Below are 18,040 nucleotides of genomic sequence, written 5' to 3'. Positions count from 1 at the left end.
GTGGCGATGTGTGACCGCTTCACCCGCACCTTGCTATGTATCACCACCGAATTCCGCTGTGCGCCGATCGGTTCGATTCTGTTCCCGTCCGCGCGTGACCCCTGCCGCAGGTCACCCGTTGTTCCTCTACGAGCCGGGAGACCGCCCGGCAGCCGCTCAGAGATCGAGGAGCCACCCGTGCCGCGCATGCTCGACGTCAGCGACGACGTTCGCGCCGAGATCGGCGACGAAGAAGCCGACCGCCTGCTGGCCGGTGGCGACGCCCCCGGCAGCTACGACTGCACCTCATGCCGCACCCCCGGCGACAGCGAGCAGGAGCGCACCAGCACCGTCCTGTTCGTGGGCGAGGAGACCGCGGTGCTCGCGTTCGCGCACGCGACGTGCATCCCCTCGCAGGTCGTTCCCGTATCGGAGGAGCAGCTCCAGGGAGCCGTGCGCTCCATCACCGGTGAGGACGCCGCCGCCGGCGCCCCGGGCCCCGCCCCGGCCCCCGCCGGCAGCCAGGCGACCCTCGGGATCACCTGCGGCCTGGTTCTGATCGAGGGCGAACTGCGCCCGGCGCTGGTCGTCGAGCCCAACGGCCCGATCGCCCGCCCCGGGTCGACGAGCATGAACGACGACTTCCTGCCGCTGCTCCTGGAGCAGGGCTTCAGCCCCGTCACGGACATGAACCAGCTGCCCGCCCCGAACCCGGGCTGGTCCGCGCTCCTCGCCATGGGCAAGCTGCACGCCGTCCTCCAGCCGGGCACCGCCAACAACCAGTCCGCGTGGTGGCAGGCGCACCAGCCGCTGGCCGTCTCCGACGGCTGGCGCGCGGCGGCGAACAAGGCCAAGACCGTGCTGATGTACGCGGCCCCCGTCGGCACCATCGGCCACCAGCCGCGTGAGGACCTGATGCGGCAGGCGCTGGAGAAGGCGGCCGCGGACGGCGTTCTGGTCGCGGCGGCGATGCCGCTGGCCGGCACCTGATCCGAGCGGTAGACCGATCGCGGGGGCAGTCCGCCTGAATTGGCCGGATTACCCCCGCGATCAGCCATTTCCACCCGAAAGCCGCATCCCCGGGGCATCAGGGTCGTTGGCACAGACGTGCACTCATACGACCCCTCCTCCCGCGCCCAGTATCCCCACCCGATCCCCGGCATGCGTTCGTCGCACGAACCGACGCACGCCGCCGATCGCGCTTCGGCCACGCCGATCTACGACGCGCTGTACGCCGAGTACCGACGCTCCTTCCGGGCGCTGCCCGGGGACCGGACGGATGAGGCGGAGGTCTCGGACGCCCTGCGCGGCGCCGGGAACTGGGGACGCACGGCGGCGTCCTCGGGCCACTGGGAAGTCGTGGGCCGGCAGCCGTACCACCCGCGCCATGTCCCCGCGGCGCTGCCGCCGGGACCGCGGGACCACCGCCAGCACGGCCACTGACACCCGCCGTGGGCGGCGGCCCCGAACGCAATGCGCCCCCGCCCTCATGAGGGCGGGGGCGCAGGCGTGAGGCCGGGAGCGCGTGTGCCTACTTCTTCTTGCTGCGCTTCTCCCGCACCCGCACCGAGATGTGAATGGGCGTCCCCTCGAACCCGAACTCCTCACGCAGCCGGCGCTCGATGAAGCGCCGGTAGCCGGCCTCCAGGAAGCCGGAGGCGAAGAGCACGAAGCGCGGGGGCTTGGTGCCTGCCTGGGTGCCGAACAGGATGCGGGGCTGCTTGCCACCGCGGATCGGGTGCGGGTGGGAGGCCACGATCTCGCCGAGGAAGGCGTTGAGCCGTCCCGTCGGGATGCGGGTCTCCCAGCCGGCCAGCGCGGTCTCGATCGCCGGAACGAGCTTCTCCATGTGGCGGCCGGTGCGCGCGGAGACGTTCACCCGCATCGCCCACGGGACCTGGACGAGGTCCCGCTCGATCTCCCGCTCCAGGTAGAAGCGGCGCTCCTCGTCGAGGTTGTCCCACTTGTTGTAGGCGATGACCAGGGCGCGCCCGGCCTCCACGGCCATCGTGATGATCCGCTGGTCCTGCACGCTGATGGACTCGCTGGCGTCGATCAGGACGACCGCGACCTCGGCCTTCTCCACGGCCGCCGCGGTGCGCAGCGAGGCGTAGTAGTCGGCGCCTTCCTGGAGGTGCACCCGGCGGCGGATGCCGGCGGTGTCCACGAACTTCCAGGTCTTGCCGCCGAGTTCGATCAGTTCGTCGACCGGGTCGCGGGTGGTGCCGGCGATCTCGTTGACGACCACCCGCTCCTCGCCCGCGACCTTGTTCAGCAGCGAGGACTTGCCGACGTTCGGGCGGCCGATCAGCGCGATCCGGCGGGGGCCGCCGAGTGCGGTGCCGAAGGTCTGCGCGGGCGCCTCGGGCAGCGCCTCCAGGACGGCGTCGAGCATGTCGCCGGTGCCGCGGCCGTGCAGCGCGGAGATGGGGTGCGGCTCGCCGAGGCCCAGCGACCACAGCGCGGCCGCGTCGGCCTCGCCGGACAGGCCGTCGACCTTGTTGGCGACCAGCACGACGGGCTTGCCGGAACGGCGCAGCAGTTTGACGACGGCCTCGTCGGTGTCGGTCGCGCCGACCTTGGAGTCCACGACGAAGACCACCGCGTCCGCGGCCTCGATGGCGAACTCGGCCTGGGCGGCGACGGAGGCGTCGATGCCGAGGACGTCCTGCTCCCAGCCGCCGGTGTCGACGACCTTGAAGCGGCGGCCGTTCCAGTCGGCCTCGTAGGTGACGCGGTCACGGGTGACGCCGGGCTTGTCCTCGACGACCGCCTCACGGCGGCCGATGATGCGGTTCACCAGGGTCGACTTACCGACATTGGGGCGTCCGACGACGGCGAGGACGGGCAGCGGGCCGTGGCCGGCCGCGGCGATGTCGCCCTCGACCTCCTCGGGGTCGAAGCCCTCCTGCGCGGCGAGCTCCATGAACTCCGCGTACTCGGCGTCGCCAAGCGCACCGTGCTCGTCGCCGGTGTGGATCTGGTCGTTCATGAAGTCCGTTCCTCGTTCATCTTCGTCATCGGTGGGCCGCTCGTGCGCGGCCCACTACTCAAGTTTCGGTCAGCGCCCGGTCAGGCGCCTGGCCTCTGCCAGGTGGGCGGTCAGCCGCTCCTGGATCCGCACGGTCGCCTCGTCCAGCGCCTTGCGGGTGCGCCGTCCGCTGCCGTCGCCCGCCGCGAAGCCGTCACCGAAGACGACGTCGACGCGGCCGCGCAGCGGCGGTACGGCAGGGGTCAGCCGGCTCCTGCGGTCGGTGCTGCCGAGCACCGCCACCGGGACGACCGGTGCGCCGGAGCGCACGGCGAAGTACGCGAGGCCGGCCCGCAGGGACGCGAAGTCGCCCTCGCCACGGGTGCCTTCCGGGAAGATGCCCAGCACCCCGCCGTTGTCCAGCACACCGAGGGCGTCGGTGATCGCCTTGCGGTCGGCCGTACTGCGGTCCACCTTCAGCTGCCCGATGCCGCGCAGGAAGGGGTCCAGCGGGCCGACGAAGGCCTCTTTCTTGATCAGGAAGTGCACCGGCCGGGGCGCGGTGCCCATCAGCATCGGGCCGTCGAGGCCGTGCGAGTGGTTGACCGCGAGGATCACCGGGCCGGCCGCGGGAACCCGCCAGGCGCCCAGGACCCGCGGCTTCCACAGGCCGTACATCAGGCCGATGCCGATCCGCCTGCCGACCGCGGCGCCGGCCGGGCTCGGCGCCTTGGTGCTTTCGGTCACGGAGCGACCCGTCCCGCCTTTTCGGCGCTCGCACCCTCGATGAGGGTCACCACGCACTCGATGACCTGCTCCAGGGTCAGCTCGGTGGTGTCCACCTCGACGGCGTCGTCGGCCTTCGCCAGCGGGGAGGTCTTACGGGAGGAGTCGGCGGCGTCCCGCTTCATCAGGGCCTCGCGGGTGGCGGCCAGGTCTCCGGCCTCCTTGCCCTTGAGCTCGCCGCTGCGGCGGGCCGCCCGCGCCTCGGCGGAGGCGGTGAGGAAGACCTTGAGGTCGGCGTCGGGCAGGACGGTGATGCCGATGTCCCGGCCCTCGACGACGATGCCGTGCGGCGCCTCGGCGGCGATGGAGCGCTGCAGGTCGGTGATGCGGGTGCGCACCTCGGGGACGGCGCTGACCGCGCTGACCGCGCCGGTGACCTCCTGCGTACGGATCGGGCCCGCGGCGTCCAGGCCGTCGACCGAGATGGTCGGGGCGGCCGGGTCGGTGCCGGAGACGATCACGGGCTTGGCGGCGGCGTCGGCGACCGCGACCGGGTCCTTGACGTCGATGCCGTTGGTCAGCATCCACCAGGTGATCGCGCGGTACTGGGCACCGGTGTCGAGGTAGCCGAGGCCGAGCTTGGCGGCCACGGCCTTGGACGTGCTGGACTTGCCCGTGCCAGCGGGGCCGTCGATGGCGACAATCACTGCAGCCGGGGCGGTCCGGGCGGCGGTTTCCACGGTGACGAACACCTTTCTTGTACACGGGGCGGGGGTCCACGGGCCATACAGACCTCGGACAAGGTTACTGGCTCACCCGCATGGCGCCGTCCACGGTCTCACTGCCGGATCGACCAGCCCCTCTCCCGCAGCTCCGCGGTCAGCGCCGGTACGGACTTGGGCTCGACCGTGAGCTGGATGAAACCGGCCTGCTGACCGGTGGCGTGCTCGATCCGGACGTCCTCGATGTTGATCCCCGCCCGGCCCGCGTCCGCGAAGATCCGGGCCAGCTCACCGGGCTGGTCCCCGATGTGGACGGCGACGATCTCGTAGACGGCCGGGGCGGCGCCGTGCTTGCCCGGCACCCGCTCCCGCCCGGCGTTGCCGCGCCGCAGCACGTCCTCGATGCCGCCCACGCCGGTGCCGCGCTTGTCCTCGTCGGCGGACTCCAGTGCGCGCAGCGACCGGACGGTCTCGTCCAGGTCGGCGGCGACCTCGGACAGCACATCGGCGACCGGGCCGGGGTTGGCGGACAGGATGTCGATCCACATGGCCGGATCGGAGGCCGCGATCCTCGTCACATCCCGGATGCCCTGACCGCACAGCCGCACGGCGGTCTCGTCGGCGCCCCGCAGACGGGCCGCGACGAGGCTGGAGAGCAGCTGCGGGGTGTGCGAGACCAGGGCGACGGCGCGGTCGTGGGCGTCGGCGTCCATCACCACGGGCACCGCGCGGCAGAGCGCGACCAGCTCCAGGGCGAGATTGAGCACCTCGGTGTCACCCTCGCGGGTCGGGGTGAGCACCCAGGGACGGCCCTCGAAGAGGTCGGCGGTGGCGGCGAGCGGCCCCGAGCGCTCCTTGCCGGCCATCGGGTGGGTGCCGAGGTAGGCGGACAGGTCGCAGCCCATCGCCTCCAGCTCGCGGCGGGGGCCGCCCTTGACGCTCGCCACGTCGATGTACGCGCGGGCCGCGCCGCGCCGCATGACCTCGGCCAGCGCGGAGGCGACATGGGCCGGCGGCACGGCCACGATGGCGAGGTCGACCGGGCCGGAGGGCTGCTCCGCGGTGCCCGCGCCGAGCGCGGCGGCCGTCAGCGCCTGGGCGTGGTCGTGGTCCTCCAGGTGGACCTGGACGCCGCGCGCGTTCAGCGCGAGGGCGGCGGAGGTGCCGATCAGGCCGGTGCCGACGACGAGTGCGGTCCTCACTGCGCGATGTCCTTTCGCAGCGCCCCGGCCGCGCCGAGGTAGACATGGGCGATCCCGGCCTTGGACAGGCCCGTCTCGACATGGGCGAGCACCCGCACCACGCGCTCCATGGCGCCGGCCACGTCCAGCTCCTGGGCGCAGATCAACGGCACGTCCGTGATGCCCAGGCCCCGCGCGGCGGCGGCCGGGAAGTCGCTGTGCAGATCGGGGGTGGCGGTGAACCACACGCTGATCAGGTCGTCCGGGACGAGGCCGTTGCGCTCCAGAATGGCGGTGAGCAGCTCGGCCACCTGCTCCTGCATGTGCTCCGCGTCGTCCCGCTCCAGCTGGACGGCCCCGCGGACCGCTCTTACCGCCACGTCACTGCTCCCCTGCGTCTGTGTGCCGCGTCGCGCGCACCTGCACGCACAGATCAAGGGTAACGAGGCCCACCGACAGCCGTACCTCAGCTCCCGGCCGGGGAACCGGCGGCACGGCGCATGAGAACACCCCCCGATCGTCTCCGTGACGGTCGAGGGGTGCCGGTCGGGCGGGCGGGGCGCCCGCACCCTGAGTGCCTAGAGCTCGACCTCGCGCATCAGCATGCCGACCTCGGTGTTGGTCATCCGGCGCAGCCAGCCCGACTTCTGGTCGCCCAGCGGGATCGGGCCGAAGCTCGTACGGACGAGCCGCTCGACGGGGAATCCGGCCTCGGCGAGCATCCGGCGCACGATGTGCTTGCGGCCCTCGTGGAGGGTGACCTCGACGAGGTAGTTCTTCCCGGTGTTCTCGACGACCCGGAAGTGGTCCGCGCGGGCGTAGCCGTCCTCCAGCTGGATGCCGTCCTTGAGCTGCTTGCCCAGGTCACGCGGGAGGGGGCCCTGGATCGCGGCGAGGTAGGTCTTCTTGACGCCGTAGCGCGGGTGCGTCAGACGGTGGGCCAGCTCACCGTGGTTGGTGAGCAGGATGATGCCCTCGGTCTCGGTGTCCAGCCGGCCCACGTGGAACAGCCGCGTCTCACGGTTGGTGACGTAGTCGCCCAGGCACTGGCGGCCGTCGGGGTCCTCCATCGTGGAGACGACGCCGGCCGGCTTGTTCAGCGCGAAGAAGAGGTACGACTGGGTCGCGACCGTCAGGCCGTCGACCTTGATCTCGTCCTTCTCGGGGTCGACCCGGACGCCCTGCTCCATGACGATCTGGCCGTTGACCTCGACGCGCGCCTGGTCGATCAGCTCCTCGCAGGCCCGCCGCGAGCCCATGCCGGCCCTGGCCAGCACCTTCTGCAGCCGCTCGCCCTCCTGGTCATCGAAGGTCTTGGGGGTCTTGACCTGCGGCTTGTCGTGGCGGGCGCGGTTGCGCTCCTCGATCTTGGCGTCCAGCTCACGGGAGCGTGCGGGCCCCTGGCCACGGCCGCGCTGCGGACCGGCGCCCTTGCCGCCGGGGCGGCCGGCCTTGCCCGCGGCGCCCGTACGGGGGCCGCCCTTGGCGCCGCCGCGGGCCGCCGCACCACGGCTGCCGCCGCTCTTCGGGGCGCCGCCCTTGCGCTCGTCGTCGCGGCCGGAGGAGCCTCCGCTGCCGCCGGATCCGCCCACGTCGTAGCGGCGCTCTTCGGGACGGGGCCGGCCCGCGCGCTTCTGCTGGTCGTCGCGGCCCCCCGCACCCGAGCGTCGGCGGTCGCCGCCGCCCGCGTTGTTCTGGTTTCCGCTGTTCCTGCCGCTGCTTCGCATCAATGATCCGTCTGAGAGTCGCCGCTGTCGTCTACGTCGAACGACGGGATACCTTCCGGTGAGTCGCCCTCGACCGCGTCCGCTTCCGGGAGGAACGGTGCGAGCTCCGGGAGCTCGTCCAGGCCGCGCAGGCCCATCCGCTCCAGAAAGTAGTTCGTCGTCCTGTACAGGATCGCACCTGTTTCAGGTTCCGTCCCCGCCTCCTCCACCAGACCTCGCTGGAGGAGTGTGCGCATCACACCGTCACAGTTGACGCCGCGTACGGCCGAAACACGGGAACGGCTGACCGGCTGACGGTACGCGACCACGGCCAGAGTCTCCAATGCGGCCTGGGTGAGCCGGGCCTGCTGCCCGTCCAGGACGAAGCTCTCCACCGCGTCCGCGTACTCGGCGCGGGAGTAGAACCGCCAGCCGCCGGCCACCAGCCGCAGGTCGAAGCCCCGCCCCTCGCGGGTGTAGTCGTCGGCCAGCTCGCGCAGGGCCAGCGCGACCGACCGGCGCGGCCGCTGGAGCACCCGGGCCAGATGCTCCTCGGTGGCGGGCTCGTCGACGACCATGAGCACGGCCTCCAGGGCGGGCTTCAGGTCCAGCTCGGCGACGCCGAGCGCCCCGGCCGGCGCCTCATGGGCCTGCTCCGGGACGGGAATCTCGCCCGCACCGCTCTCCGTGACCTCGTAGGCCGCGTCGGTCCCCTGGGTCTCCTGACCACCACTCACGCCCGCTCCTCCTCTTCCGGCTCTTCCGGCTCTTCCGGCCCGACCGCCCCGTCCGGCCTGTCCCGCTCGTCCGGTTCCCGCACGGCGTCCGGCTCCGGTGTCTCTGCCGGCCGTGCCGCCGCCACGGCGGCCCGCTCCGCCGGTTCCTGGTCGAACTCGTCCGTGACGACCGGCCGGGAGCCCTCGGAGCCCGTCCAGCGGACCGTCAGCGCCCCCAGCGCCTCCTCCTGGTCCAGGACCACCACCCGCTCCCGGTAGAGCTCCAGCAGGGCCAGGAAGCGCGCCACGACCGTGAGGGTGTCCGGCGCGTCCGCGATCAGCTCCTGGAAGCTGCTCTCGCCGGCCTCCCGCAACCGCGCCACCATCACCTCGGCCTGCTCCCGCACGCTGACCAGCGGCGCGTGGATGTGGTCGACGTAGACCTGCGGCCTGGCCTTGGGCTGCATCGCCTTCACCGCGAGCTTCGCGAACCCCTCCGCCCCGATGCTGATGACGACCTCGGGAAGCAGCTCCGCGAGGTGCGGCTCCAGCCCGACCGTACGGGGGTGGCGCCGGGACTCGTCCGCCAGGCGGTCGCTGAAGATGTCCGCGATCCGCTTGTACGCGCGGTACTGCAGCAGGCGCGCGAAGAGCAGGTCGCGGGCCTCCAAAAGCGCGAGGTCGGCCTCGTCCTCCACCTCCGCGGCGGGCAGCAGCCGGGCGGCCTTCAGATCCAGCAGCGTGGCCGCGACGACCAGGAACTCCGTCGTCTGGTCCAGGTCCCAGTCCGGCCCCATGGCCCGGATGTGCGCCATGAACTCGTCGGTCACCTTCGACAGTGCGACCTCGGTCACATCCATCTTGTGCTTGGAGATCAACTGCAGGAGGAGGTCGAAGGGGCCCTCGAAGTTGTCCAGCCGGACCGTGAACCTGCCGTCGCCGGCGTCGGCGGGGTCGGCCTCGGTCTCGATGCCGCCATCGGTCTGGGCGGGGGCTTCGACGTCGGCATCGGCGGCGATCTCGGTGTCGGCTTCCGCGGGATCCGCGGGATCGACGGGGTCTGCGACATCGACGGCAGCGGACGGATCCGGCTCCCCGTCGTGGGCGGCGGCGGGCTCCCGGCCCTCGGGCGCCACGAGCGGCTCCGGCGCACTCGCCTGCTCCGCGGCCGGACCGGGCAGGATGGCCGGCTCCGGCGCGGTAGCCGCTTCCGGCACGGTGACAGGTTCCGGTGCCGTGGCCGGGTCGGGCACCGCGGCCCGCTCCGGGGCGGCTGCCGGCTCCTCCGCCGGGGGCGCCGGCTCCTCCGTTACGGGGCCCGCGGCCGGGCCGCGTCCGAGGGTGCGGCGGGGGCGGGGCGGAGGGGCGTCGTCGTGGGTCGTCGGCATCGCGGTCCATGCTGCTGCGGTCCCCGCGCCGGGGCGACGGGCTGGTCACGGAGGGATTCGGCCCGGTTTCACCGGGCCCGCCCCCACCGAGTGGGCAGGCTATCCCGTCCGGACCGCGCCGCCGGGGACGCCGCACTGCGGCGTGCGGCGTACGGAAAACCCGCAGGCCGGACCGCCCGGCCCCGCCCTAACGTCCGCGCAGCCGCCGGACCAGGATGCTGGCGTCTCCGCGCGACTCCAGGTCGGCGAGGACGACGGCCACCGCCTCGCGCACGATCCGGCCGCGGTCGACGGCGAGGCCGTGTTCGCCGCGCAGCACCAGGCGCGCGTGCTCCAGGTCCATGAGCTCCTCGGCGGAGACATAGACCGTGATCTTCTCGTCGTGCCGCTCCCGGCCGCTGGGGCGCCGGTTGGCACCGCGCCCGCCGCCACGGCGGCGGCTCTGCCCGCCGGCCTGGGCGGCCGCGGCGGCGGCGTCCTCGTCGGCCCGGCCGGACCGGCCCGTCGCCGCCCGGTGTCCCTTGGGCCCGTCCGCGTCCGTCTCACGGCCGCTGTGTTCGGCCGGGGATGCCGGCGGAGCCGTGCGCGCGGTCCCCGGGCCGCCGTCACCGGCCGGTGCGGCCGTCTCCGGCCGGCGGGCCCGTACGACGGGGGGCGCCTCCGGCGCAGTCGCGGCCGGAGTGCTCTCCCCGGCCGGCGCCGGCACCCGAGGTGCCTCGCCGTTGGCCGGGGAGCCGTTCGCCGTGCGGCGGGGAGACGAGGGCTGCAGCCCCATCCCCCCGGTGGTGCGGAACAGTTCGTCGGCTCCGGGCAGACTCACTCGGCGTGACACCGGGCGAGCACCTCCCTGGCGAGCTGACGATAAGCGGCCGCACCCACGGAGTTGGAGGCGTACGTGGTGATCGGCTCGCCCGCGACGGTCGTCTCGGGGAAGCGGACCGTACGGCCGATGACGGTGTGGTAGACGTGCTCGTCGAACGCCTCCACGACGCGCGCCAGCACCTCGCGGCTGTGCACGGTGCGGGAGTCGTACATCGTCGCCAGGATGCCGTCCAGCTCCAGCTCGGGGTTGAGCCGCTCCTGGACCTTCTCGATCGTCTCGGTGAGCAGCGCCACGCCACGCAGTGCGAAGAACTCGCACTCCAGCGGGACGATGACCTTGTGAGCCGCCGTCAGGGCGTTGACGGTGAGCAGCCCGAGCGAGGGCTGGCAGTCGATGACGATGTAGTCGTAGTCGGCGAGCAGCGGCTTCAGCGCCCGCTGCAATGTCGACTCGCGCGCGACCTCGCTGACCAACTGCACCTCTGCCGCCGACAAGTCGATATTGCTGGGCAGCAGGTCCATGTTGGGGACCGCGGTCTTGAGGAGGACCTCGTCGGCCGACATGCCCCGCTCCATGAGCAGGTTGTAGACCGTCAGGTCGAGTTCCATCGGGTTGACGCCGAGTCCGACCGACAGGGCACCCTGCGGGTCGAAGTCGACGAGCAGCACCCGTCGTCCGTATTCGGCGAGTGCGGCGCCCAGGTTGATGGTCGAGGTGGTCTTGCCGACCCCGCCCTTCTGGTTGCACATCGCGATGATCTTGGCGGGGCCGTGATCCGACAGCGGTCCCGGGATCGGGAAGTACGGGAGCGGGCGCCCGGTCGGGCCGACGCGCTCGCGGCGCTGGCGGGCCGCGTCCGGGGCGAGCGTCGCCGCGTACTCCGGGTCCGGCTCGTACTCCGCATCGGGATCGTAGAAGTGCCCCTCGGGCAGGTCGTCGTAGTCGGCGAGACGGGCGGGATCTCCACTGCCCCGGTCGCCGGCCATGGCGTTCACGTGATGGCCGTCCATGCTTTCGTGGGCTGTCGTGGTCGTGCTCTGGTGGGCTGCGAAGGTGCGGACTGCGACGGAGCCGACAGCCTTGAGCCCCGAGGGACCTTGGCCCCGTGCAACGACTCCTGGTCGACCACCTCCGGGAGAAAATGTCGACTCATTCACAAGTCGTCTTACCTCCTTGGATGTGACCAGGAAACTTATCGATAGGTCAGCGTGGCACCATGCCGACGGTTGGCGACTCTATGGCGTGTCGGGCGTTCGCAGCAACACAATCCACCGGACCCGGCACGATGTGTCGGCAACCGAACCCCTCGATGTCAAGGGCGCAGGCGGCATCAGACCGAGGTTTCGGGGGTGTGCGAATCGGTTAAAGGGTTACGTTCACGGCGAGTTGAGAGCCGGCCCGCCGGTGTCGGACATCCGCGGACTCGTACATGCGACCGGCCGGACCTTGTCGACAAGGCCCGGCCGGGTGTGCAGCGTTGACGCTCGCGGTTGACGCTCAGCCCAGGAGCGTGCGCAGTTCGACGGCCTCCAGGCCGTGCGCCTCGGCGACGGGGCCGTAGACCACCTTGCCGTCGTGCGTGTTGAGGCCCTTGGCGAGCGCCGGGTCACGGCGCAGCGCCTCGACCCAGCCGCGGTTCGCCAGCTCCACGATGTAGGGCAGCGTGGCGTTGGTGAGCGCGTGCGTGGAGGTGTTGGGGACCGCGCCGGGCATGTTGGCGACGCAGTAGAAGACCGAGTTGTGGACCGGGAAGGTCGGCTCGGCGTGCGTGGTGGGACGCGAGTCCTCGAAGCAGCCGCCCTGGTCGATCGCGATGTCGACAAGGACACTTCCGGGCTTCATCTTGGCGACGAGCTCGTTGGTGACCAGCTTCGGGGCCTTGGCGCCGGGGATCAGCACGGCACCGACGACCAGGTCGGCCTCGACGACGGCCTTCTCCAGCTCGAAGGCGTTGGAGACGATCGTCTGCACCTTGGTGCCGAAGATCTTGTCCGCCTCGCGGAGCTTGTTGATGTCCTTGTCGAGCAGCGTGACGTGGAAGCCGAGGCCCACGGCGATCTGCAGGGCGTTCCAGCCGGAGACGCCGCCGCCGATGATGACGGCCTTGCCCGCGGCCACACCGGGGACGCCACCGGGCAGCACACCGCGGCCGCCGGCCTGGCGCATGAGGTGGTACGCGCCGACCTGCGGGGCGATCCGGCCCGCGACCTCGGACATCGGGGCGAGCAGCGGCAGCTGGCGGCCGGCCGTCTCGACGGTCTCGTAGGCGATGGCGGTGGTGCCGGACTCCAGCAGCGCGTCCGTGCACTCGCGGGAGGCCGCGAGGTGCAGGTAGGTGAAGAGGGTCTGGTCCTTGCGGAGGCGGTGGTACTCCTCCGCGATGGGCTCCTTGACCTTCAGCAGGAGGTCGGCGGTGCCCCAGACCTCGTCGGCGGTGCCGAGGATGGCGGCGCCGGCGGAGACGTACTCCTCGTTCGTGATGGACGAGCCGAGGCCGGCGTCCTTCTCGACGAAGACCTGGTGGCCGTGGCGAACCAGCTCGTTCACGCCGGCGGGCGTGATGGCCACGCGGAACTCGTTGTTCTTGACCTCGCGGGGGATGCCGACCTTCACGTCGATCACGGTCCTTGTAAGAGAGGTTGCGGGATGAATTATCCCCTCATGCGGCGCATGACGGAACTGACCGCGCCGTACGCGGCCCACCCAGTCTATTGAAGGAGCTCCTGTTGTCTAGCCTTGCAAAGCTTCAATCTTTTCGATGACCACTACCGATTTCGTAGGTCACAGAGGGTGATCTTCGAGAAGTCGCTCTCCCACGGCCCGATGGAGCCGTGCCGCTGCTGGGTCGCCGAGCCGTTCGAGGGTGTCCGCAATCCGAAGCTGGAGTGCCGCTTCGAGACGTCCGTCACCCGCGCTGCGGGCGGTTTCGAGGGCCTCCATGCAGGTCCGCAGGGCCTCCTCGGGCCGGCCCGCGTACTCCTGGACCCGTGCCACCTCGCCGGTCGCACGCGCCTGCCCCGCCACGTCGCCGAGCCTGCGGTACGTCCGGGCGGCGGCCCGCCACTCCTTCAGCGCGTCGCCCCACCGGCCCGCGTAGGTGTGCGCGCCGCCGATCCGCCCGTGCAGCCGCGCGGCGTCGGCGCTCTCCCCGCGGGCCAGCCGCAGCTCAAGCGCCCGGCCGTACCAGTCGGCCGCCCGCTGCCAGTCGCCCAGCTCGGAGTACGTACCGCCGAGCGACTCCAGCGCCCGGCCGGTGGCGACCGGGTCCTTCACCGAGCGGGCGGCCTCCAGCGCTCCGCGGTAGCGGGTGAGCGCCTCCTCCGTGCGTCCGCACTGGCCGTCGAGGTCGGCGAGGTTGAGCAGTGCGGCCGCTTTCTCGTGCGGCAGGTCGCGCCGCCGGGCCACTTCCAGGACGAGTCCGTGCAGCGCGTAGAGGTCCGGCGCGGCCGCCTGCGCGCCCAGGTGGGCGAGCAACGTCCGGGTCAGCGCGGCCATCAACCGCCGGTCCAGGGTGTCGAGTTCACCGTCCGCGACGGCGACCCTGGCGGCGTCGAGCAGCGCGTCGCGGCGGCTGCGCAGCCAGCTCGCGGCGGCGTCCTCGGACGGGAAGCGCAACGAGCGCGGCAGCCCGGCGACCTTCTGCCGCGCGGGGGAATCGACCGGCTCGCCCATGGCGCGGCAGGACAGGAGCAGGCGCACGGTGCGCTCCAGCATCCGGGCCCGGGCCAGCTGGATGTCCGCGGGCCGCTCGTGCTCCTGGAGCAGCTCCCGTGCCAACGGGCCGAGGCAGCTGGGCAGTTGATAGCGCGGATGCGGCACGCTGCCGGAACCGTGCGCCCCCGGCGAGGAGGCCGCCACGCCGTCGGCTCCGGCCTCCTCGTCGGGGACCGGCCGCAGCAGGCCCAGGGCGACGAAGTCCTGCAGCATCGTCGTCGCTGCGGCGACCGAGCAGCCGGCCAGCGCGGACGCGATGTGCGGGTCGATCAGACCGCCCGGGGCCAGCGTGAGCAGCCGCAGTATCCGCGCGGCCGGCGGCGGCAGCGCGGCGTAGGCGAGCCGGAAGGCCCGGTAGAGCGGGCGGAGTCCCCTCGGCAGGTCCTCGGGCAGCGGGACGCCGTGCAGTTCGTTGCGCAGGTCGGAGATCGACGCCTTGGGCCGGACGGCGAGCCAGCCGCCGGCCAGCACCAGGGCTGCGGGCTGTCCGCCGCACTCCTCGGCTACGGCCTCCGCGATCCGCGGGTCGACGGTGATGCGGGTCGGCCCCGCGAACCGGGCGAGGATCTCCACGCACGCCGCGCTGTCCAGACCGCCGACGGTGCAGGGGCGCACATCGGGGATGCCGGTCAGGGGCCCTTGGGAGACCACCACCACCAGGCAGTCCGGGGCGTCCGGGAGCAGCGCCTCGACCTGCTCGGCGCCCGGTGCGTCGTCCAGGAAGAGCAGTGCGCGGCGATCGGCGAGTGCGGCCCGCAGGCTCTCCGTCAGCTCGTCCTCGGTCGCGCCCGGCGGGGAGTCGACACCGAGGGCGGTGAGCAGCTCACGGGCGGTGCGGTCGGTGCCGACCGCACCGCCGCCCGGCGCGGTCAGCACGGCCCGCAGCACACCGTCGGGGTAGTCGTCCGCGAGTTCGCGCAGCAGCTCCTCGGCGAGGGCCGTACGGCCGGCCCCGGGGCGGCCCGCGATGAGCAGGACGCGGCTGCGGGCTCCCCTGCGGCCGGAGAGGGTGTCCAGACCGGTGCGCGCGATGTCGGCGCGGAGCGCCTTGAGCTCCCGGCGCCGGCCGGCGAAACGGGACGCCGGAGGCGCGGCGGGAGCCCCCGGGGCGGTCCCCTCAGGGGCGCCGCGGCGACTCGGCGGGCCGCCGGCGACGCCGTCCTGGCGGGGTGGTGACGCCTGCAGATCGCGCGCCGCCGTGGCGGGCCGCCCCGCCGTCTCCGGCGGGAGGTGCCCCCCGCCCACCGCCTGATCCGTCACCGGCCACGCTCCCGTCCACCTGCGCGTACGAGCCCGCCGCGGACGCGGACGGGGATGCGACCGAGGGTAGTTCACACCCCGTCACAAGCCGTGCTGAGCAGGGCGGTTGAGTCACTCGATCGGATCAGCAGATCATCGGACCGGAAGGCGAGGGCCGGCGGAGCGACCGGTCGGATCAGCTCTCGAAGGGGCGGGCCGGCCACGGCGCCTCGGCCGGGCGCAGCGCGTCCAGCCCCTCGCCGCCCTGGGCGGCGGTCAGCGCGAGGACGCCGACGACGAGGCAGTTGTTGTGCAGCTCGCCGGCGAGCACACCGCGGACCAGCTCGGCCTGCGGGACCCGCGCGAGCTCCATGTCTGCTTCCTCCTCGAAGACCTCGAAGCGCTCCCCCTCGGCCGTGGAGAGGCCGCGGGCGAGGAAGATCCGTACGGCCTCGTCACAGCCACCGGGGGTGGTGTAGACGTCGGTCAGCACCCGCCAGTCCTCGGCCTTGACGTGCGCCTCCTCGTACAGCTCGCGCTGCGCGGCGTGCAGCGGGTTCTCGCCGGGGACGTCGAGCAGTCCGGCCGGGATCTCCCAGAGCCTCTGGCGCACCGGGTGACGGTACTGGCACAGCACCAGTACGTTGCCGTCGTCGTCCAGGGCGAGGACCGCCACGGAACCGGGGTGCACCTGGTAGTCGCGGGTGACGGTGGATCCGTCCGGCATGACGACCTCGTCGGTGCGCACGCTGGTCTTCTTCCCGGTGAACGGCGTCGTGGTCGCGGTGACCGTCCACTCCTCGGGGGTGTCCTTGATCGCCATGCGGCGTCCTCCTTGGTGAGCCTCAACGCAGAAACCGGGGTACGACCTCGAAGAGGCCGTACCCCGGCAACCGTATCCGTCGTGCCGTGCCTTACTTCCCGGCACCCGTCTTGCGGGCGACGGCCGCCTTGACCAGGCCCGCGAAGAGCGGGTGCGGGCGGGTCGGGCGGGAGCGCAGCTCCGGGTGCGCCTGGGTGGCGACCAGGTAGGGGTGCGCCTCGCGCGGGTACTCGACGTACTCGACGAGCTTGTTGTCCGGGGAGGTGCCGGAGAACAGCAGACCGGCCTTCTTCTCCAGCTCACCGCGGTAGGCGTTGTTGACCTCGTAGCGGTGGCGGTGGCGCTCCTCGACGTACGGCTGGTCGTCGTAGACCTCACGGACGATCGAGCCCTCGGCGAGCTTGGCGGGGTACATGCCCAGCCGCATCGTGCCACCCATGTCGCCCTCGCCGGCGACGATGTCCATCTGCTCGGCCATCGTGGAGATGACCGGGTCGGCCGCCGCCGGGTCGAACTCGGTGGAGTTCGCGCCCTCGATGCCGGCCAGGTTGCGGGCCGCCTCGATGACCACGCACTGCAGGCCCAGGCACAGGCCGAGCAGCGGCAGCTTGTTCTCGCGGGCGTAGGTGATCGCGCCGACCTTGCCGTCGACACCGCGGTCGCCGAAGCCTCCGGGGATGCAGACGGCGTCGCAGTCGGCGAGCTGCTCGGCGGCCCCCGCCGGGGTCTTGCAGTCGTCGGAGGTCACCCACTTCAGCTTCACGCGGGTCTTGTTCGCGAAGCCGCCGGCCCGCAGCGCCTCGGTGACCGAGAGGTAGGCGTCCGGCAGGTCGATGTACTTGCCGACCAGCGCGACCTTGACCTCGTGGTCGGGGTTGTGGACGCGGTCCAGCAGGTCGGCCCACTGGGTCCAGTCCACGTCGCGGAACGGCAGGTCCAGCTTGCGCACGACGTAGGCGTCCAGGCCCTCGGCGTGCACGACCTTGGGGATGTCGTAGATCGACGGCGCGTCGGGGCAGGCGATGACGGCGGCCTCGTCCACGTCGCACATCAGCGAGATCTTGCGCTTGATGGCGGTGGGGACCTCGCGGTCTGCGCGCAGCACGATCGCGTCGGGCTGGATACCGATGTTGCGCAGCGCCGCGACCGAGTGCTGCGTCGGCTTGGTCTTCAGCTCACCGGACGGGCCGATGTACGGGAGCAGCGAGATGTGCACGACGAAGACGTTGTCCCGGCCGACCTCGTGGCGGACCTGGCGGACGGTCTCCAGGAACGGCAGCGACTCGATGTCGCCGACCGTGCCGCCCACCTCGGTGATGACGACGTCGACGTCGTCGGTCGCCATCCGCCGGATGCGGTGCTTGATCTCGTTGGTGATGTGCGGGATGACCTGCACGGTGTCGCCGAGGTACTCGCCGCGCCGCTCCTTGGCGATCACGGTGTTGTAGACCTGGCCGGTGGTCACGTTCGCGGAGCCGTCGAGGTCGACGTCGAGGAACCGCTCGTAGTGGCCGATGTCCAGGTCGGTCTCGGCGCCGTCGTTGGTGACGAAGACCTCACCGTGCTGGAACGGGTTCATCGTTCCGGGGTCGACGTTGAGGTAGGGGTCGAGCTTCTGCATCGTGACCCGCAGGCCGCGCGCCTTCAGGAGCGCGCCCAGGCTGGAGGCCGTGAGCCCCTTGCCGAGCGAGGAGGCGACGCCCCCGGTGACGAAGAGGTGCTTGGTCGTCGTGGATTTGGGCGGCATGGCCAAGAGGGAACTCCCGTGGTCGCGAGGTGGAGAGGTGCGATGCGGCGCCGACCTGGAGTTTCAGGGGTGCCTTCGCTGCGGTTCGGGGGTGCCGTGACATCTGCCGTGACAGCTCTGGGGTCCCACCGGTCCACGGGGTACCAGGCTATCAGCGACCTGGCATGGTCGCTCCCGGCCACGCACCCGGACTCTCACGTGACACAGGCCACCCGTTCGGACCACCCCACTCGACGCGAGGGTCACGCAGATCATCCGTGTGCGTCGTATCCTGCTCGGACACTCGCAATCGAGCCGTCCGGGAA

The 18,040-nt window shown here is 72.1% G+C and carries 16 protein-coding genes; 2 read left to right on the top strand and 14 right to left on the bottom strand.

What is annotated here, in order from left to right:
- The first annotated feature begins 186 nt into the window (after positions 1-186).
- Positions 187-969, top strand: a complete 783-nt coding sequence (locus QOM21_RS28565) for a hypothetical protein (RefSeq protein ID WP_407555887.1) — start codon at positions 187-189, stop codon at positions 967-969.
- A gap of 171 nt (positions 970-1,140) precedes the next feature.
- A complete protein-coding gene (locus QOM21_RS28560; protein ID WP_407553853.1) occupies positions 1,141-1,422 on the top strand; it encodes a hypothetical protein in 282 nt (93 codons plus the stop codon).
- 88 nt (positions 1,423-1,510) lie between these two features.
- On the opposite strand, the gene der is transcribed toward QOM21_RS28560, so the two are convergent.
- The 14 genes from der to QOM21_RS28490 all read right to left on the bottom strand — a co-directional run bounded on the left by der (position 1,511) and on the right by QOM21_RS28490 (position 17,735).
- On the bottom strand, positions 1,511-2,971 hold the full coding sequence (gene der / locus QOM21_RS28555; RefSeq protein WP_407553852.1) for a ribosome biogenesis GTPase Der: 1,461 nt from the start codon (positions 2,969-2,971) through the stop codon (positions 1,511-1,513).
- A gap of 69 nt (positions 2,972-3,040) precedes the next feature.
- Entirely contained in the window at positions 3,041-3,697 is a 657-nt protein-coding gene (locus QOM21_RS28550; protein WP_407553851.1) for a lysophospholipid acyltransferase family protein, read from the bottom strand.
- On the bottom strand, positions 3,694-4,416 hold the full coding sequence (cmk, locus tag QOM21_RS28545; protein ID WP_407553850.1) for a (d)CMP kinase: 723 nt from the start codon (positions 4,414-4,416) through the stop codon (positions 3,694-3,696). Before cmk ends, QOM21_RS28550 begins: the two co-directional genes overlap by 4 nt.
- Positions 4,417-4,514: 98 nt before the next feature.
- Positions 4,515-5,600 (bottom strand): prephenate dehydrogenase, encoded by a 1,086-nt coding sequence (locus QOM21_RS28540; protein ID WP_407553849.1) that lies wholly within the window; start codon positions 5,598-5,600, stop codon positions 4,515-4,517.
- A complete protein-coding gene (aroH, locus tag QOM21_RS28535) occupies positions 5,597-5,959 on the bottom strand; it encodes a chorismate mutase (RefSeq protein ID WP_398558605.1) in 363 nt (120 codons plus the stop codon). Before aroH ends, QOM21_RS28540 begins: the two co-directional genes overlap by 4 nt.
- A gap of 198 nt (positions 5,960-6,157) precedes the next feature.
- On the bottom strand, positions 6,158-7,306 hold the full coding sequence (locus tag QOM21_RS28530) for a pseudouridine synthase (protein ID WP_407553848.1): 1,149 nt from the start codon (positions 7,304-7,306) through the stop codon (positions 6,158-6,160).
- Entirely contained in the window at positions 7,306-7,953 is a 648-nt protein-coding gene (gene scpB, locus QOM21_RS28525; RefSeq protein WP_407555885.1) for an SMC-Scp complex subunit ScpB, read from the bottom strand. Before scpB ends, QOM21_RS28530 begins: the two co-directional genes overlap by 1 nt.
- A 65-nt stretch (positions 7,954-8,018) precedes the next feature.
- Positions 8,019-9,389, bottom strand: a complete 1,371-nt coding sequence (locus QOM21_RS28520; RefSeq protein WP_407553847.1) for a segregation/condensation protein A — start codon at positions 9,387-9,389, stop codon at positions 8,019-8,021.
- Between the two features lie 187 nt (positions 9,390-9,576).
- Positions 9,577-10,209, bottom strand: coding sequence for a hypothetical protein (locus tag QOM21_RS28515; protein WP_407555884.1), 633 nt, complete (start codon positions 10,207-10,209; stop codon positions 9,577-9,579).
- Positions 10,206-11,222 carry a ParA family protein gene (locus QOM21_RS28510; RefSeq protein WP_407553846.1) on the bottom strand — a complete coding sequence of 339 codons (1,017 nt, stop codon included), beginning with the start codon at positions 11,220-11,222 and terminating at the stop codon, positions 10,206-10,208. Before QOM21_RS28510 ends, QOM21_RS28515 begins: the two co-directional genes overlap by 4 nt.
- 487 nt (positions 11,223-11,709) lie before the next feature.
- The gene (gene ald, locus QOM21_RS28505; RefSeq protein ID WP_407555882.1) at positions 11,710-12,825 is read right to left on the bottom strand and encodes an alanine dehydrogenase; all 1,116 of its coding nucleotides are present in this window, start codon (positions 12,823-12,825) and stop codon (positions 11,710-11,712) included.
- Between the two features lie 168 nt (positions 12,826-12,993).
- Complete coding sequence (locus QOM21_RS28500; RefSeq protein ID WP_407553845.1) at positions 12,994-15,186, bottom strand: tetratricopeptide repeat protein; 2,193 nt, start codon at positions 15,184-15,186, stop codon at positions 12,994-12,996.
- Positions 15,187-15,361: 175 nt separating this feature from the next.
- Positions 15,362-15,988 carry an NUDIX domain-containing protein gene (locus tag QOM21_RS28495; RefSeq protein WP_407553844.1) on the bottom strand — a complete coding sequence of 209 codons (627 nt, stop codon included), beginning with the start codon at positions 15,986-15,988 and terminating at the stop codon, positions 15,362-15,364.
- Positions 15,989-16,079: 91 nt separating this feature from the next.
- A complete protein-coding gene (locus tag QOM21_RS28490; protein WP_407553843.1) occupies positions 16,080-17,735 on the bottom strand; it encodes a CTP synthase in 1,656 nt (551 codons plus the stop codon).
- Between the last annotated feature and the right edge of the window lie 305 nt (positions 17,736-18,040).

Source organism: Streptomyces sp. Pv4-95, assembly GCF_045782725.1.
In the GTDB taxonomy this organism is placed as follows: Bacteria; Actinomycetota; Actinomycetes; order Streptomycetales; family Streptomycetaceae; genus Streptomyces.
Note: the sequence above shows the minus strand (reverse complement) of the source record. Positions and strands in the feature narration are given on the sequence as shown.

Bases quoted from the DNA above. Each gene is read 5' to 3' on its own strand.
- QOM21_RS28565 (WP_407555887.1), top strand. From the start codon at position 187: ATGCTCGACGTCAGCGACGACGTTCGCGCCGAGATCGGCGACGAAGAA.
- QOM21_RS28520 (WP_407553847.1), bottom strand. From the start codon at position 9,389: ATGCCGACGACCCACGACGACGCCCCTCCGCCCCGCCCCCGCCGCACC.
- der (WP_407553852.1), bottom strand. From the start codon at position 2,971: ATGAACGACCAGATCCACACCGGCGACGAGCACGGTGCGCTTGGCGAC.
- QOM21_RS28510 (WP_407553846.1), bottom strand. From the start codon at position 11,222: ATGGACGGCCATCACGTGAACGCCATGGCCGGCGACCGGGGCAGTGGA.
- QOM21_RS28490 (WP_407553843.1), bottom strand. From the start codon at position 17,735: ATGCCGCCCAAATCCACGACGACCAAGCACCTCTTCGTCACCGGGGGC.
- QOM21_RS28560 (WP_407553853.1), top strand. From the start codon at position 1,141: ATGCGTTCGTCGCACGAACCGACGCACGCCGCCGATCGCGCTTCGGCC.
- QOM21_RS28495 (WP_407553844.1), bottom strand. From the start codon at position 15,988: ATGGCGATCAAGGACACCCCCGAGGAGTGGACGGTCACCGCGACCACG.
- QOM21_RS28530 (WP_407553848.1), bottom strand. From the start codon at position 7,306: ATGCGAAGCAGCGGCAGGAACAGCGGAAACCAGAACAACGCGGGCGGC.